Annotated in this window: 15 protein-coding genes; 6 read left to right on the top strand and 9 right to left on the bottom strand. The window is 46.1% G+C overall.

The features are described 5' to 3' along the window. Positions 1-108: 108 nt before the first annotated feature. The gene (locus tag H0R92_RS11580) at positions 109-1701 is read right to left on the bottom strand and encodes a glucose-6-phosphate isomerase (protein WP_432964912.1); all 1593 of its coding nucleotides are present in this window, start codon (positions 1699-1701) and stop codon (positions 109-111) included. A gap of 41 nt (positions 1702-1742) precedes the next feature. Next, on the bottom strand, positions 1743-3506 hold the full coding sequence (locus H0R92_RS11575; RefSeq protein WP_432964909.1) for a flavocytochrome c: 1764 nt from the start codon (positions 3504-3506) through the stop codon (positions 1743-1745). Positions 3507-3671: 165 nt separating this feature from the next. Between H0R92_RS11575 and H0R92_RS11570 the strand changes: the two genes are divergently transcribed. The 4 genes from H0R92_RS11570 (at position 3672) to H0R92_RS11555 (ending at position 7008) form a co-directional block, all read left to right on the top strand. After that, positions 3672-4802, top strand: coding sequence for a TlpA disulfide reductase family protein (locus H0R92_RS11570; protein ID WP_432964906.1), 1131 nt, complete (start codon positions 3672-3674; stop codon positions 4800-4802). A gap of 13 nt (positions 4803-4815) precedes the next feature. Next, entirely contained in the window at positions 4816-5028 is a 213-nt protein-coding gene (locus H0R92_RS11565; RefSeq protein ID WP_432964903.1) for a CD1871A family CXXC motif-containing protein, read from the top strand. Positions 5029-5040: 12 nt separating this feature from the next. After that, positions 5041-6015: a 4Fe-4S binding protein gene (locus H0R92_RS11560; protein ID WP_432964900.1), complete on the top strand. Its 975-nt coding sequence runs from the start codon at positions 5041-5043 to the stop codon at positions 6013-6015. Positions 6016-6303: 288 nt separating this feature from the next. Beyond that, positions 6304-7008, top strand: coding sequence for a DNA alkylation repair protein (locus H0R92_RS11555; protein ID WP_432964897.1), 705 nt, complete (start codon positions 6304-6306; stop codon positions 7006-7008). A 95-nt stretch (positions 7009-7103) separates the two neighbouring features. On the opposite strand, the gene H0R92_RS11550 is transcribed toward H0R92_RS11555, so the two are convergent. Beyond that, positions 7104-7655 (bottom strand): GNAT family N-acetyltransferase, encoded by a 552-nt coding sequence (locus H0R92_RS11550; protein WP_432964894.1) that lies wholly within the window; start codon positions 7653-7655, stop codon positions 7104-7106. A 214-nt stretch (positions 7656-7869) separates the two neighbouring features. Here H0R92_RS11550 and H0R92_RS11545 point away from each other — a divergent pair, with 214 nt between their 5' ends. After that, the gene (locus tag H0R92_RS11545; protein WP_428770837.1) at positions 7870-8313 is read left to right on the top strand and encodes a PepSY-like domain-containing protein; all 444 of its coding nucleotides are present in this window, start codon (positions 7870-7872) and stop codon (positions 8311-8313) included. A 176-nt stretch (positions 8314-8489) separates the two neighbouring features. On the opposite strand, the gene H0R92_RS11540 is transcribed toward H0R92_RS11545, so the two are convergent. The 4 genes from H0R92_RS11540 to H0R92_RS11525 form a co-directional block, all read right to left on the bottom strand. Further along, on the bottom strand, positions 8490-10001 hold the full coding sequence (locus tag H0R92_RS11540; protein ID WP_432964891.1) for a hypothetical protein: 1512 nt from the start codon (positions 9999-10001) through the stop codon (positions 8490-8492). A gap of 232 nt (positions 10002-10233) precedes the next feature. After that, positions 10234-11673, bottom strand: coding sequence for a flavocytochrome c (locus tag H0R92_RS11535; protein WP_432964888.1), 1440 nt, complete (start codon positions 11671-11673; stop codon positions 10234-10236). A gap of 127 nt (positions 11674-11800) precedes the next feature. Further along, positions 11801-12181 (bottom strand): FMN-binding protein, encoded by a 381-nt coding sequence (locus H0R92_RS11530; RefSeq protein WP_432964885.1) that lies wholly within the window; start codon positions 12179-12181, stop codon positions 11801-11803. Positions 12182-12291: 110 nt separating this feature from the next. Beyond that, complete coding sequence (locus H0R92_RS11525; RefSeq protein WP_432964882.1) at positions 12292-13518, bottom strand: OmpA family protein; 1227 nt, start codon at positions 13516-13518, stop codon at positions 12292-12294. 34 nt (positions 13519-13552) lie between these two features. Between H0R92_RS11525 and H0R92_RS11520 the strand changes: the two genes are divergently transcribed. Continuing rightward, a complete protein-coding gene (locus H0R92_RS11520) occupies positions 13553-14425 on the top strand; it encodes an acyl-[acyl-carrier-protein] thioesterase (RefSeq protein WP_432964879.1) in 873 nt (290 codons plus the stop codon). Positions 14426-14481: 56 nt separating this feature from the next. Here H0R92_RS11520 and H0R92_RS11515 read toward each other — a convergent pair whose 3' ends face one another. After that, positions 14482-16206 carry a leucine-rich repeat domain-containing protein gene (locus H0R92_RS11515; RefSeq protein ID WP_432964876.1) on the bottom strand — a complete coding sequence of 575 codons (1725 nt, stop codon included), beginning with the start codon at positions 16204-16206 and terminating at the stop codon, positions 14482-14484. A gap of 178 nt (positions 16207-16384) precedes the next feature. Then, on the bottom strand, positions 16385-17128 hold a 744-nt coding region (locus H0R92_RS11510; protein ID WP_432964873.1), incomplete at its 5' end, for a DUF4469 domain-containing protein.

Here is a 17128-nt window from a genome sequence, read left to right as displayed (position 1 = left end):
GCGGCCGTGCATTAAGCCTCATATGTTTTATACGTTTTTTATTCCCCGCAAACTTTACTCGTTTCGGACGCTTTGTATGTTTTTATGTCTTACATACTGTCTTACAGTTCACAGGCCTAAAAGCGAAGCGAACACTTTAAGGGCGCCCTCGCTTTGACCGGCGAGTACTTTTTTTGTAAGGATTTTACCCAGCTGCACGCCTTCCTGGTCGAAGCTGTTGATGTTCCACAAAAAGCCTTGGAACATAATTTTGTTTTCGTAGTGGGCGAGTAGGGCGCCCAAGGTTTCGGGGGTCAACCGTTCGGCATAGATAAGGCTTGAAGGCCGCTCGCCGGTAAATACCTTTGCCGGGTTTTCGTCGTCTTTTCCGAGGGCAAAGGCGGCGATTTGTGCGGCAAGGTTTGCGCACAGCTTTTTTTGGCTTGTCGAGCCGTCAACGGTGATGTCCGTTCCGCTTTGGCTTTGCAAAAAGCCTATAAATTGCAGGGGAATCGTATCGGTTCCCTGATGGAGCAATTGGTAAAAGGAGTGCTGACCGTTTGTTCCCGGCTCGCCGAAGATAACCGGCCCCGTTGCGTAATTGATGGCGCCTCCCGCACGGTTGACGCTTTTACCGTTCGACTCCATATCCGCCTGCTGTAAGTGGGCGGGAAAGCGGCTGAGCGCTTGACTGTAGGGCAGGATCGCGGTTACCGGATACCCCTGCACGTTGCGCTCGTAAACACCGATAAGGGCGTCGAGCATAGCCGTGTTTTTACCGATTTGTTTTTCGCATGCGTTTTTATCCTGAGCGTGCGCGCCCTTTAAAAAGGCTTCAAATATGTCTGGCCCGAAGGCAAGCGAAAGTACCGCGCCGCCGACCGCCGATGTTGAAGAATAACGTCCGCCTATAAAGTCGTCTATGTAAAAAGACGCAAGATAGTCAGGATTGTTCGCGAGGGGGCTTGTTTCCGAAGTTACGGCTATCATGTGCTTGGAAGCGTCCAAGCCGGCCTTTTTCAAAAAGTCTTTAACCAGCAATTCGTTTGCCAAAGTTTCCTGAGTGGTGCCCGACTTTGAAACGAGGATAAAAAGGGTGCGCGATATGTCGCGGATTAAAACGTTTATAACGCGGTCGGCGTCGTCGGGGTCTACATTCGAAATAAAATGGGCATCCATTTTTTGTGCGCCCTGAACCCGTGCCCACTCTTCAAGGGCAAGGCAGATTGCCCGCGGTCCCAAGTCCGAGCCGCCGATGCCGATTTGTACTACCGCGGTAAAGGTTTCGCCCTTTTCGTTCAGGATTTTTCCTGCGTGAACTTTACGGGCAAAATCGGCAACGGCCAGGCGCTGTTCTTCGTAAAAACCGCGCGCATTTTTTGTTCCCGACGCTGTTTCGTACAATACGTCCTTCCCCAACTGACCGCGCAGCAAGTGGTGCAATACTTTGCGTTTTTCGCCCGTGTTTATAACCGCGCCTTCATACAAGGCTTTGAATTTTTCGGTCAACTGCGCTTCGTCGGCAGCTTCCTGCATAACCGAAAGGATTTGACCGTTTACCTGTTTTGCCGCATAATTATAGTGCAAACCGGCGGCCCCTTCGGCACAAAAACCGGCTGCCCGTTCGGCGTTCAGTACTTCTTTAAGCGAAACCTGCCCCTTAAGCGATAAAAGCTTTTTAAAGGCTTCCAATGTATCCAAATTATCCCAATTCAATTCCATACCGAACCTCCGAATAGGCTAATGTATATAATTATTGCGTATTATTGCGCGGCATTTTTTCCGGCAATGCGGCCGAATACGATTATATCGGCAATGGCATCGCTTCCGAGTCTGTTTTTACCGTGAACGCCTCCGGTTACTTCTCCCGCCGCAAAAAGTCCGGGTATAGCGGAACCGTCGGCTTTAAGTACTTGCGCCTTGGTATTGATTTTAATACCGCCCATTGTGTGGTGTACGGCGGGAACCGCTTTCAAAATATAAAACGGCGCTTGTTCAATGGGATGAACCATACTGCGTTTGTTGAATTCTTCATCCTTACCCTTTGCAACGTATGTATTGTAGCGTTTGACGGTTTCGACAACTTCTTTTTGATCTATACCGAAAAATTCCGCCGCTTTTTCTAAGGTATCGGCCTTTGTCAGTAAATTATTTTTCATTAAATAGTTGATTTCAGGTGCATGATTTGCCTGCAAATGACTTTCATCAAAACCGCGCTGGTCTATAATTTCATAACAACAATGTCCCGTTTGCGCTTTTATCGCCATAGATATAACATCGCGGCGGCCGAGTTCTTCTACAAAGCGCTTGCCTTCTTTATTGACGATAACACTGTGGCCGTATAAGCGCGCATCGTCAAAGTATAAAAGGGTGCCCGTTAAGGGGTCGCAAATGGGATAGGTTTGAATATACTCCATATCGGTTAATGCGGCGCCGATTTTTTCGGCCATTGTAATACCGTCTCCGGTGCTTCCTACCGTATTTGTAGAAAGAATTGCTTCGTCAACAGCCGGATTGTATTTTTTACGCATTTCGATATTTGACCCGAAACCGCCGGAGGCTATAATAACCGCTTTTTTGGCATAAAGGGTGTATTTTACCGTATCGCTTTCGGCGATAACGCCGGTAACGCGCCCGTCTTTATCCTGTATCAATTCAAGGGCGGCGGTTTTATATAAAATCGGTATTTTTAAAGATTCGGCTTTTGCAAGCATTTTGGTAATTAATTCTTTGCCGCTTGCACCGGCGGGAATTAAGCTTCGTTTTACCGAATGTCCGCCGAAAAACATTAAAGAATCTTCCCATACGACACCGCATTCGTCACGCAGCCATTTTGCGCCGTCCAAAGCGTTGCGGGCGATTACGTTTACCAATTCGGGATTGTTTATGTTATCGCCGCCTTTCATCATGTCTTTTGCAAATTGTTCGGGGCTGTCCGTTATTCCGTCGCGCTGCTGAATCCAATTGTTCGGAGCCGCCATTTCCGCACCGGAAATAAGCGTATTCCCGCCGGCCATAGGCATTTTTTCCAAAACAAGAATGTCGGCACCCGCATTTTTTGCTTCAATGGCGGCGGCAAGACCCGCACCGCCTGCACCGATTATCACTACGTCGCAGCTTTGTTCTTTTGCTTCTTTTTTTATGCTTCCTGCGGTTTTTGCCGCATTCATTTCAGGGTTTCCGCCCGCTTGTGTTATAGCGGCGCCGACAGCCTGTAAAAAACCCTTCGAAGTAAGCGTACAGCCGCTGACCGTATCAAGCGCGGTTGTACCGGTTTTTATAACCTGCTCTTTTAGGGTTTCCATAGCTTTGTCGAACCCCGGCGTTTCGTTATGCGAAAGAACTTTAATATCTTTAACCGCGCCGCCTTTTACGGTAATTTCGACGGAAATATCTCCGCCCTTTCCTTCTCCGGTTCCCGTATAGGTTCCGTTTTTCATACCGGCCGAAGTATTTTTTGAACACGATGCAAACAGCACGGCAAAAACTGCCGCTACAAGACACAGTGTTTTCCGAAATTGTTTCATAAAAACCTCCCTTTTGTTTTTACGCTATGTTTTTATCATTTAGATTGTATATAAAAAGAAAGATTTGTACCAGTAGGGAATCCCTGTGACAGAGTTACATTTCCGCTTGTAACCATTGAAGCGATTTTGTATTATTATGTTAAAGACATTTTTAACGACGAGGTTATGATGAACAAATCACAATCATTTTTTAAAACGGCGGCCATTGTTACCGCTTTGTTGATTTTTACCGCTTCAAGCTGCAGTGCGTTTTCGTTCGGTACAAAAACGAATAAAAAATACAACGAAAAAAAGATGAAAACCCTTACGGGTAAAACGGTTACAGTAGAAAACCGCGACAATGTTTATACCGATCAAGAATTCGGCTTCGGTTTTGTTGTTCCCGAATCTTTTAAGACTTTAAGCGGCGAAGGTTTGTTGGAAGTGCTTCCCTATTCAAACAGTATAACGCTTTTCAGTTTTTATTCCCAAAAACTGCACGATTTGGTTTCCAGAATGGATCCGGCGACTCTTACTCAAGAACAGCGGGTCTTTTTTGAGCAGGAAGCTCGAAAATATGCTTTTGAGGCTGCTTTTTTATTCCGCCTCCCTTCAGGAAAACCCAAGGGGGACGATGAGGAAATACTGAACTTCCTCAAAGAAAACTATTCGGTTGTTGAAAAAATAGCCGACTTTTCCGGAACTGCGTACTATTTCGGTTATAACACCGATTACGCACACATTCAATTTTCCGATGACGAAAAAACCAAGGCCGGCACGCTTATAGGCGAGTTAAAGGACTTTAAAAAGAATATCTTTGTATTTCCTCCCCTTGTACGTGCGGACGAAAACGCTCTGTCCGCTCCCGCTCCTTCATCGGCAGGCTTAACGTCTTTTCAAGCGCAAACCTTAACCGGCGAAACGGTAAATCAGGATATGTTCAAGGACTATAAGGTAACGATGATAAATATCTGGGCTACCTGGTGTCCGCCCTGTGTAAAAGAAATGCCCGACCTTGCAAAACTCCATTCGTCCATGCTTCCGGAAGGAACAAACATGATAAGCATTTGTATCGATTCGGATTCCGACCCGCAGGGCGCCCGCGATATTTTGAATAAGGTATCGGCGCGTTTTACAACCATTGTGCCGAACGCCGGTTTAAGCGGCTTTTTAAGCTCCTTTTCGGCAATTCCCGCAACGTTTTTTGTGGATTCTCACGGAAACCTTATCGGTAAACCTATTACGGGCGTTCCCGGCCGCGACCCTGCCTCAGCTTATGCAAAAACACTTGCAGAGCTTGCCGCTTCTCAAAATTGACGGGACAGCCGAGATGGAAAAGGCTAAAGTATCCGGGCACAAATCCGCACCGGAGATTTTACCCCAAGCCGCGCCGCCGTTTGGGATACGTATAAAAAATCTTGCCGCCGCCTGCGCCCTTGTACTGGGTGCCGCCTTTATCGTGTTCGGCATTATGCGCGGCGAACAGCGTATCGTTTTGCAAAAGGCGATACGCATTTGCCTTGAATGTATCGGTATAGGCTAGGGGGGGGCGGCGGTGAAAGCTTATAAACGTGATAAAGCCCGAAAAAAAAGGCTTCCGTTTTCATCGAGAACTTTTATACAAACCTGTGCTTCCATAGGCTCGAACGCCCATATTGCAGGCTTTATACGCGGCGATATATTCAAGGGAAGCACAAAAAACGTCTGCGTTCCGGGCTTAAACTGCTATTCATGTCCGGGCGCCGTCGGTTCCTGCCCGGTGGGAGCTTTTCAAGCGGTTGCGGGAAGCAAAAAATACGATTTCAGCTTTTATATAAGCGGCATTGCAATTGTATTCGGTGCGGTTTTCGGCCGCTTTATTTGCGGCTTTTTATGCCCCTTCGGCTTTGTACAGGACTTATTGCATAAAATCAAAGTAAAGCGCATTAAAGTAGCGGCAAAACTCGATTTTGCGCTGCGCCTTTTTAAATATGCACTGCTTGCCGTTTTTGTCGTGCTGCTTCCCGCCCTTGTGCATAACGCATTCGGCATAAGCGACCCCTATTTTTGTAAATGGGTATGCCCGGCCGGTATTTTCGGAGGAGCGCTTCCCCTTATAGCGGCAAACGAAGGCTTGCGCTCAAGCCTCGGTTTTTTATTCGGCTGGAAAACCCTCGTCCTTGGCGCCGTATTGATTTTTTCGCTTTTTATCTACCGCCCCTTTTGCAAGTACCTGTGCCCGCTCGGCGCCTTTTACGCTTTTTTTAATAAAATCTCTTTGTACCGCATGAGCGTGGATACCTCCCTGTGTACCCGCTGCGGTGCCTGCCAAAGAGAGTGCCCCATGCAGGTTCCGATTATCAAGCCCCTTAAAGGTTCCGCCCGCGAAGAACAAAACCCGCGTTTTTTTGACGTAACCTCTGCCGAATGCATCCGCTGCAAAGCATGTCAAAAAGCATGTCCGCACGGCGCAATTTCGTTCGGCTTTAAAAAGAGGCCCGAAGCCTCCGTCATTCTTCGCTCAAAACCGCAAGCCGAAACTAAGGTTTGATATTCCGGACGCCTGAACCGCGCTTTTCGGGTGTCGGCTTTTCAGCTCCGTTTTTCGCGGGACACGGATTTTTCACCTCCCGTACACGGATGTGCGGACAAGTTTTAAATAATCGATTTTGTGAAGTAAAACTCAAAATGTAAACTGCACATGACGTGCAGTTTACCTACAAGCCCTGCCGCTGTTTAAAATCTGTTAAGAATAAAACGCAAAGCATCAGCGCAAAAAACGTAATTCGTCATTGATTTTCACACTTGACTTGCTTTCGTAAACCGATATAATTTCCGTATGAAGTCAACTTCTGCAAATGCCGTCGAGCGCATTCAAAAAGAACTTTTTTCTTTTCGCGACGAAGCATACAAGGCCTTTAATAAAAAGCTGGTGCCTACTATCGACGAAAAAACGATGATAGGAATCCGCACGCCCGTCCTGCGTACCTTTGCAAAAAGCTTTTTTAAAGCCGAGCCGGATGAAGCACAAGCCTTTATGAGCGTTCTTCCTCATACTTATTTTGAAGAAAACAACCTGCACGCATTTTTTGTCGAACAAATCCGTGATTTTGACACTTGCCTTGCAAAGACGGAAGCTTTTTTGCCCTTTATCGACAATTGGGAAACCTGCGACCTTTTTTCGCCGCCTGTGTTCAAAAAGCATCCCGGCGCGGTGTACGAGCGTATCCTCGTTTGGCTTAAATCGAAGCATTGCTATACGGTGCGCTATGCCCTCGGTCTTTTGCTGGCGAATTATCTTGACAGTGAATTCAAACCGGAAATGCTTGAACGTGCCGCCGCCGTCAAATCCGACGAATACTATATAAAGATGATGGTTGCCTGGTATTTCAGCTTTGCCCTGATTAAACAGTACGATACGGCGATTCCTTACATTCAAAACAGGCGGCTTGAACCCTTTACACACGCAAAGGCGATTCAAAAAGCGGTTGAAAGTACGCGCATTCCGGCCGAAACAAAGGCTTACTTAAAAACACTCAAATAAAGTATTCAATTTTAAGGAAGGTTTAAAACGGGCGTCTGAAATAGCGCCGCTCACTTTAATTTGAGTTTTGCCTCAATAGTTGACACTTTGTTCAGCTATTTTATTTTAAGGAGCATTTGAATTTCGTCGCGGTATGTGCCGTCTTTGAGTTTATATGCGCGGGGAATAATACCCGTTTGCACAAAGCCGGCTTTTTTATACATATGCAGGGCGCGGCTATTGTCGGCAAAAACGCCCAATTCGATTTGCTCTAAGCGCGTTTGCTTTGCCGCTAAAATGGCCTCGGAAAGCATACGGGTTCCCAAGCCGAAACCCCAAAACGCTTTTTTTATTCCCATACCGAAATCGCCCCTGTGCCGTGTTTTTATGCAATCGGCTTTACACAACACTCCTGCATTACCGACCAATTCTCCGTCTATAAAGGCCGCAAGCATAAAACCGTTTTCGGAATTATTGATATCATCCAAGCGCTTTTTTTCGTCTTCAACGGTTAATACGATTTCTTCAGGATAACGCAGTAAAAAATACGTTTGTGATGCGCTAAGGCGCATACATTCAAGGACTGCCGCCGCATCCGCCGGTTCGGGACTTTTAAAAACCGCCGTTTTTCCGTTCGAAAGCTCTATGTGTTTAGGCTGAATATACATAATGAAAAAGCTTACACCGTTTCGCCCCTTATTGCAAGCATCGCTGAACTTTGTAAAAAATTCACCGGACTTGCAAAAGTGCTTGAAATCATAATAAACTTGCCGCAGCTTTAAAATTATAGTATCTTTAGTTAAACCGTAAAAACGGTTCAAACAAAACGGTTTAAATATGTACTGTCCGCTGCGGCATTCGCTTTAAACCGTCGGAGGTTATATGAAACAAAAAATACTCGGAATAAGCGCTTTGCTTTTAATGCTTGTTGTATCGGGAAGCGCTTTGTTTGCAAAGGATATTCCGGTAGCCGAAAAGGATTTACCCCAAGCGGTACGTTCCTATGTAAACACGCATTTTCCCGAAGCCGCAATCGCCCTTGCGGTAAAGGATACGGAAGGCGTTTCTCACAGCTATGAAATAAAGCTTAACAACGGAGTAGAGCTTGATTTTAATGCAAAGGGCGAAATTACCTCGATTGACGGGCGCGAAAAACTTCCCGATTCGGTAATTCCTGCAAAAATCCTTGCCTATGTTCAGGCACAGTATCCTCAAAATTATATAACGGACTGGACTTTGGAAAGAACGGGGCAGGAAGTTGAACTAAACAACGGTCTCGAATTGAAATTCAACCGCAAAGGCGATTTTCTAAGACTGGATAGCTAAGCCGCTGCACCGTACTAAACACAAAGGGGCGGCCTGAAAGACTTGCGCTTTCAGGCCGCCTGCAACAATACCGTAAAACATTGCAACGGCAAAAGCCGATAACGAAATATATAATTTGACAGAGAAGAGAAAATAAGAAAATATTCTATAATTATAGAGTATGGGGTCTATACTTGTTAAAACTCCGGTAAATTTACTTCTGTTTCGGCCGGGTATTCTCCGTCGGCATATTCCGTAATAACAAAATCTCCGTCCTCATTTTTTTTATATATCGGATAAGAGAATTCGACATTGCACAGTACCGTAAAAGGAGTTTCAACTATAGGGATAGAATACGAAGCGGTATGCCGGATGTACGGATTGTTTATTAAAAGAATACCTTCAATGTTAATTCTTTCCGCTTCTCCTATTTCATATAAGTTTCCGTATTGGTCTATCAGCCTTATATCGTTTAAACTTATCGATGTATCCGAAAAATCTTGGGTATTTGCCGTAAGGGGGAAAAAGGCTGAAAGAGTAATTTGCTTATTTGCAATGTGTAAGCTGTAAGGTTCAATTTTTATTTTTTGCTCTAACTCTTCGGCCGTATAATTTTGATAAGCCGGTTCTTTCTGTCTCTCTGTATTTCCGTTTTGCCCGTCTCTTTTATTTTGTTCCACATTCAAAAGGCCTAAATCGATTTTATGTTTTTTTACCGTGTCGGATAAAACCGATAAACTGACGGATTTTATTTTTCCCGCAGCCCTAAGTTTTGCAATAAAAAAAGGATGATACTCGTTTTTTTCGTCATTTTCGGCTTCGATATAGCGTTCTTTTATATCATAGAAATATTCCGCAAGCCATGGGTATGGCATGTCCGTGTTTCTGTACCAGAGATAATGCCGGAAGTCTGCCGAAAAACTTTCAAAGTTTAAATCTTCGCCGCCCGTTCCATGTACAACAGCATGTATCTTGTTTGTTTTATAAAATAATTCATTGGGTTTTTCATTGACCCGATAAGAAAGTCTGTAACCTCGGCGGGAAATATCGTATTTTCTTTCGTATTCGAGCATCTTATCATAAGAAAATTCTTCATCAGCCTTAGTTTCGGTTTCATTGGAATTTTCATCTTCTTCATTTTCATCATCGATATAATCGTCTTTTGTGTAAGAGTAATCGTATTTTATTCCCATATCCCGTATAAAGAAAACCGCTTCATTGTCTTTTATTTCGAGAAGTTTGATATGAAGATTGTCGAAGCTCTTTGTTATGCCGATTTGGTTTACCGTAAATTCAAAATCGCCTACGGATTGCGGAACGGCAGCTAAAGCTTCAGCCTTATATATGTTTTCCTTAATCTTATTGAAGCTTATATAATGAGGAAGCGGAATTTGAGCATTATAGTTTATTTTTAAATTGCCGTCATAATCTTCTTCAAAAAAAATATTTTTTAAAATTCGTTTTTTTATTTCGTTTTGATTTAGTTTTATTTTTTCGTTGGAAAAGGGGTTGGGAGAGTCTATATTATCAAAAACCCAAGGATAATAAATTACACCCGATCTATAAAGATCTTCATACTTTGCAAAATCTAAAAAGATTTTATCTTGACTATTGTCTTCTTCAATTTTAGGAACACTCACACAGGCTGCAATTAAAGCAATAATTAAAAGTGCGTAAAGGCATAAAACGATAATCGATTCCGGTTTCATAAAAGCTCCTTTTTTTAGTTAAAGTTTCTTGGATATTTTAAATAATACCATTCATATTTCCCCTCTGCAAAAACTCCGGAACAATGATACCACAGCCTGACGAATTTCACAATTAAAAAGGGGCTGCCTAAAAGCACAAGTCTTTCAGACAGCCCCGCCTTATTTACAGTTTTAACACCGCCGCTTCCGGAGAAGCGCTTTCGAAAAAGCAAGCGGCATATTTTACATATTTTTACTTACCTTTTGCGTAGGCGGCGGCATTGGTACCGGCAATTTTACCGTATACGGCAATATCGGCCATAGCGTTTCCGCCCAAGCGGTTTGCACCGTGAACGCCGCCGGTTACTTCGCCTGCGGCAAATAAACCGGGAATGGAGCTGCCGTCGGCGGTTAGTACTTCGGCTTTGTTATTGATTGCCAAACCGCCCATTGTGTGGTGCACTGCGGGGCCTACTTCTACGGCATAGAAGGGGGCCTTTTCGATTTTGCGCGGCATATCGGCGCGGCCGAAATCGGTATCTTTTTTTGCCGCGGCAAACGAGTTGTAACGCTTTACTTGCGCTTCCAAGGTGGCTGCAGGAATGTTCAACTTGCCCGCTAAATCGGTAAGACTGGTGCCTTCAATCAGCAAGCCTTTTTTGTAGTACCCTTCAATGGCTTTTAAAGATTCACGCACGCCCTGGTCGAATAAAAGATATGCCGTTTTGCCTTTTTGAGCAAGAATAGCTTTTGACATAACGTCGCGTGTGGTCATTTCCTGTTCGAAGCGGCCGCCGTCGCGGTTTACCATAATGGCGCCGTTACCCCTTACGGCTTCTGTAATCATAATGTTTTTGACGGGTACAACGGTCGGGTGGGTTTGAATTTGATCGGGGTCGTTGAGGGCGCCGTTAAAGGGTTTTACCCATTCAAATGCGTCGCCGGTAGCTCCCGGATGGTTTGTGGTGCCGAACCCTTCAAGTTCGGGCTTATAAGAGGTAATAATAGCCGGATTTGCACCGAAGCCGCCGGAAGCGATAACAACGGCCTTTGCATTGATTTTTTCCGTTTTACCGTCCGCACTGACAATAACGCCGGCAGGTTTACCGTTTTTTTCGATAAGACCGGTTACCTTTGTATTGTAGCGGATTTGCGCGCCCGCTTTTTCCGCGGCGGCAAGCATAACTTTTACAAAGTGGGGACCGACCGGCGCTCCTCCTGCGGGACGGTGAGCGCGGCTATTTGTCGCGCCGCCGAGTTTACCGATATCCGACAAATCCATACCCTGTGCAATGAGCCAATCGACGGTCTTTGCCGATTCGTCGGTTAAGGTGCGTACCAATTCGGGACGGTTTACGTTTTTTCCGCCTTTCATGGTGTCATTGTAAAACTGTTCGGTTGTGTCGGCAATGCCCTTAGCTTTTTGCACCGAGGTTTCCGATGCGTTTAAACCGCCGGTTGCATAGTTTGTGTTACCGCCGGCAAAGGGCATTTTTTCGACGATTAAAACCGAAGCGCCGGCTTCGCGTGCCGCAACGGCAGCCGAAAGACCGGCTCCTCCGCTTCCTACAATAACGACGTCATACCCCGAACCTTTCGCACAAGCGCTCAAAAAGCACAGGGCAATGCATAAAATCGAAACGGCAAGCACTTTCAGTGCCGTTTTTGACTTTGATGTTTTTTGTGTGAACATGAGTTCCTCCGATATGCGTATGCACGGCCCGCTTTTCTGTATGTATCGGCGAAGCCGAACTTACGCTTTTTAATATTCAAGCCGGGAAAATCCCGGTGTTGGAATTGAGTACCGTTTTATTCTTGCGCTATTGCGCCGCTTGGGCTTCTTCGGCTTTTGCCTTTTCGAGCGCTTCATTCAAAGCTTTAATAGTAGCCTTTGACGAATAGGTTGCCCCCGATACAATATCCAAATTCGCAGTACCGCCGTTTTTTACGGCTTGGGCGATAATGCTTTCTATTGAAGATTTGGTAAAATCGGAATCTTCTGTTGAAACCAAGCGTGCGGTTTTAATTTTTCCGTTTGCCGCCGTCACTTCAACCGTGATTGCTCCCTTATAACCTTCGGCGCTCGACTGTACCGTAACGCCGCCCGACGATGTTCCGCATACGGTTAATATAATAATTACGGCCGATGCCGCAACGGCATATACAACCGTACTTATACGTGATATTTTTTGTTCGTTCATACTGCCTCCGAAAAGCCCCGACATAAATGTTGTACGGGACCGTATCGGGAATTATAGGCTAGGGTGGGAAAAAAAGCAATACGCTGAGGGTAAAATCGCTTAAACGGATGCTATTTATCCAAAATGGTAATTTCAACCCGCCTGTTGCGCGCCTTACCTTCTTCCGTAGTATTCGGTGCAATCGGTATTTGGGCTCCGAAACCCTTTGTAAAAAGCCGTTCGTGATTTTTTACGCCCAGCTCTGCAAGATAATCGGCAACGGCCCAAGCGCGTTCTTCCGAAAGCCTGAGCCTTCCGGCCTGAGTCCCTGCAAGGGCGGTATGCCCGCTTATAAGCAAATCGTAGTCGGGAAAATCTTTGAGAATTTCTCCGATTTTCCGCAGTTTAAGCAATTCGCTTTCGGTCAATACGGCGGACTCGGCTTCAAATTGAATGTTTTCCAAACTGATGGTAATACCCTTTTCGTCCGCGCTGGCAGTCGTATTTTCTATGCCCATTTCACGAATTTGATTTTGTACCCGCTCCAGCACATTACTCTCTTTTAAATTTTCAAGTTCGCTTACCGCAGCCTGTGCATTCCCCCTAAACTCAAGCTTAGTGCCCGCGGTCGTTTCGATAATGATGCGGAAACGCTCGTGATAATGGTCCAAAAAGCCGCGCTCGTTATCCCAATAAAGGGTTTGGTCGGAATAGCCCATTGTCGTAAGCGGCAGGTTTTTCGTATTGCCTGCGGGAACGGGCGACTCGAAAAACAGGTTGTATTTTACCGAAATAACGTGCAGTTTTTTACCGTCCGCATGTTCCGTACCCTTATACGTGTAAGAAGCGGTAAAGGGCACTTTAAAAGGTTTTTGCAAACCGAAGTTTATGCGTAAGTCGTGGGCTTCTTCGCCCGAAGCCGTCCACGTGTCTCCGACACGCATATCCTTACCCGTAAAAACAGGCACATTGCGTACAACGGGCATAAAGGCTTCTTCTCCGATTGTATAATGCCCCAGCTTACTTCTGGTAAAAAAGCTTTCGTATTCTTCTCCCCACACAAAATGAGGCGTTTCTCCTTCGCGGGAAGCATTTTCGCTTGTCATAAAGCGCGCTTCAATATCCGCAGAACCGTCGCCGTGCACTTTTTTTTCTTTTACCGATATGCGGTTTACGATAATTGAATTAAAGGATTTTTTTCCGTTTATAAATACTTCTTCGTTCACCGTAGACAAGATACGGTATGAATTTCCCGTTTTATATTTGAATATAAAGTTTTCGGCCCGGCAGGGAACCGTAAAACTCAAAAAAATCAGGCTTAAAATCGGTAAAATGACATATTTCACTCTTTTGTGCATTGAATAAACCTCCGGAACCTGTTATACTCCTTATATGATTATCGACAACAAATACACGATACCTTATACAATCCCGTCCGTATACATTGACGGAAAATGCCGCTGTACCGCCCTTGCCTTTGTAAGCTTGGCACAGGAAATGGCCGCTTTGCACTACAGCTCGGCCGGGCTTTCGATTCCTCACTTACAGCAAATGGATTTAACTTGGGTAATCAGCAAACAGCATTTTGAAATATACGAGTACCCCCTGTGGCTCGACGAAATGATTTTAAAAACATGGGCACAGCCGTCCAAAGGCCTTATGTGCTTGCGCGATTTTGAATATACCTATGCCAAGGGCGGAAAAAAAACGTCGATAGATGCGGCCTTTGCCGAAAAAAAAGAAGATTCTCAAAGCTGTGCACCGCCCCGCCTTGAAAGCGAAAGCGGCGCTAAGGCCTGTATGAGAGCAACTTCATGCTGGCTTATACTGAACAGCAAAACCGGCCGCTTGGTTAAACCCGATGAAAAAACAATGGGCGGGTTGACTTTTAACGACGAACATATGGAAGGCGATGTGCTCATCAAAATAGAATTGTGCGAAAACTGGGATATCGAAGAGCATTTTTCACCGACATTGCTCGACATTGATTTAAACTCGCACGTAAACAACTTAAACTATGTGCGCTGGATTCTTTCGTTTATGAGCGCATCCTTTTGCCGCGGAAAACTGTTGCGCGTACTGGACACCAACTTTATGTCGTCGGCCGTATACGGCGAAAAACTTATCTGCCGCTGCAAGCAAATAGATGAAGCAACCTGTATCCATTCAATCGTCCGCGAAGCCGACGGAAGCGACGTATTCCGCGCCCGAACCGAATGGGCCGACGAAAAAGAGCTGTCGAGGGAATTGCAAGTAATGGCATAAAATCGGACATCGTGTCCGATTTTATGCCATGTTCGGTTTTGAAACATTTTCAAACATTAAAATGTACTGAACTTCTTTTTTTGCTCGGCAGGGTTGCCGGCAGGAGGGACTGCCATATCATCAAGAGCTGCCGGGGCGGTGTAAGCGGCAAGTTGGGCATTCTTTACCTTTATGCCGCCTGCTTCCAAAGCGGTGCAGTCTGCAAAGACATCCGTAAACCTGTCCCCCGTACCGTCATAATTACACAGAAGCTTTACTCCTTTTAAAGCGGTGCAGCCTGCAAAGCAGTAGCTCATACTGGTAACGCCGGAAGGAATGTCGGGAGCTTTAGTTAAACTTGTGCAGCCTCTAAAACAGTATGCCATATTCGTAACGCTTGCAGGAATGGCGGGAGCTTTAGTTAAACGTGTGCAGCCGGAAAAACAGCTTGCCATATTTGTAACGCTTGCAGGAATGGCGGGAGCTTCAGTTAAACTTTTGCAGCCCTCAAAACAGCCTGCCATATTCGTAACGTTTGCAGGAATGGCGGGAGCTTTAGTTAAACTTGTGCAGCCCTTAAAACAGCCTGCCATATTCGTAACGCCCTCGGGTATGTTTGCCAAAGACACAAGATTGGTACAGCCGGAAAAGCACCAGCTCATACTGTAAAGACCTGCAACTTCGCCGGGCAGTTTAAGGGCAACTTTTTTGGCAGGGTGAGCCTTTATCGTTTGTCCTAAGGCCGAGGTGTTGCTGATACCTCCTTGAAAGTCGGCAATGAGGATACCGCCGGTTATTTCGATGAAGTTTACCTTATCGGCAAAGGCGGTGTTTGTAAGGTAGGCGTCAAGCTCGGCGTAGGCTACCTTTACGTATTCGATAGGGAGTTCTCCTCCTATGGTTGCAAACTTCGCCGCTTGTTCCGCAGGAGTGCCGCCGGGAACTGCCATTACATCAAGGGCTTCGTCGGCGGTGTAGTTATTGTAGAATGCGGCGGGTACTTTTACCCCGCCTTCTTCCAAAGCGGTGCAGTTTTTAAAGACTCCCTTAAACCTGTTCCCCGTACCGTTATAATTACAGAGAAGCTTTACCCCTTTTAAAGCGGTACAGCCGTAAAAACAGTTTTTCATACCTATAACACTTGAAGGAATGTCGGGAGCTTGCGTTAAACTTGTGCAGCCGGCAAAACAGCCTACCATATTCTTAACGTTTAAAGGAATAACGGGGCTTTCAGTTAAACTTGTGCAGCCGTAAAAACAGCTTTGCATATCCTTAACGCTTGCAGGGATAACCGGGCCTTGAGTTAAACTTGTGCAGTCCTTAAAACAGCCTGCCATATTCGTAACGCCCTCGGGTATGTTTGCAAGCGACACAAGATTGGTACAGCCGTAAAAGCACCAGCTCATATCGTCAAGATCTGCAACTTCGCCGGGCAGTTTAAGGGCAACCTTTTTAGGAACGGCAGCCAGTATCTTTTTGCTCAGTTCTCCCGCTTCAGTATTGGTGCCTACGACTTTGTACGCAAGGTCGTCTTTAGATACGCCCGTTACCTCGATGTAGTTTACCTTATCGGCAGACGCGGTGTTTGCAAGGTAGGTTTCAAGCTCGCTATAGGCTACCTGTACATAGACGGAGCCGCTTCCGCCGCCGGACGAACCGCCGCCCGTGTTCCCTCCGGAACTTGTTCCGCCGCCGCCTGCGGCGTTGGGGCATGCGGTAAAGAGCAGTGCTAAAAGTGCGGCTGTGATGAGCGCCGCGGCTCCCTTAAAGGCGTGTGCCTTGTGCTTGTTGATTGTTTTCATAAAAAATCTCCTTATAATTCAATTTGTAATTGATAATTACCTAAATTAACCATTTAACAGCCCTCCGCCGTGAGGGAGAGCGTTCCTCCGCCCGAAGGAAGTATGTTCCTCCGTCCGAAGGAAGTATGTTCCTCCGCCCGAGGGAAGTATGTTCCCCCGCCCGAAGGAAGCGTCTTCCTTAGACCTTTGCCGTACACGGATAGCCGTATACTATTGTCCGCATTTCTTTCAAAGTACCTTTTCCTTTTAAAAACTTTGTTTTTACCACCACTTCCACTTTCCCCGCAGGAACCGTCGCGGGTACGCGGGCGATTATTTGGCTCGGCTGGTTTACCGAAAGGCGGCGGGTTACCTTGTGCTCCGTGCCGTCCGCAAGGCGGAAAAAGACGCCTTGTGCCGCGTCGGTTTCGTCGATTTTAAGCTTGTTGCCTTCGATGATGATGTCATCTCCGATGGTGAGCGTGCCGTCGTTTAAGCCCGTTGCGGTGTCGGTTACGGCGGTTATGCGGGCGCTTTCTTCTTTTGCGCCCATTACCTTTACGCCGATTGCGTCAAGCACCGTGCGTAAGTCGGCGGTGGGGATGAGGTCTACCGTACGTTTGTGAATCTTTTCGTCGTAGGGGGCGTTTTCGGTAGCCCACACACCCGACACGCGCGGGCTTATTTGCACCAAGCCGTCCATAAAACTGATGCCCTCTTGGATAAGGTCTTTAACCGCCTTGTCGCGCATGTTGAGTATGTTGATGATGGTTTCCTTGCGGAACTCTGTGCGCTCCTTTGTGATGAGCTCTGCAATGTCCTCGTTACGCTGAGTTGCGGCGTGAGCATGAACGTCCGCAATACAGTCGCGGTCGTTTTCTTTGGTTAAGGTGTTGGGACGAAGATAGACTTCCCAAATGCTTTTCTTTTTTGCCATAGCATA

This window comes from Treponema sp. OMZ 840 (assembly GCF_050937815.1).
Taxonomy (GTDB): domain Bacteria; phylum Spirochaetota; class Spirochaetia; order Treponematales; family Treponemataceae; genus Treponema_C.
The sequence above is the reverse complement of the archived record's forward strand: the minus strand, read 5'-3'. Positions and strand labels throughout refer to the sequence as shown.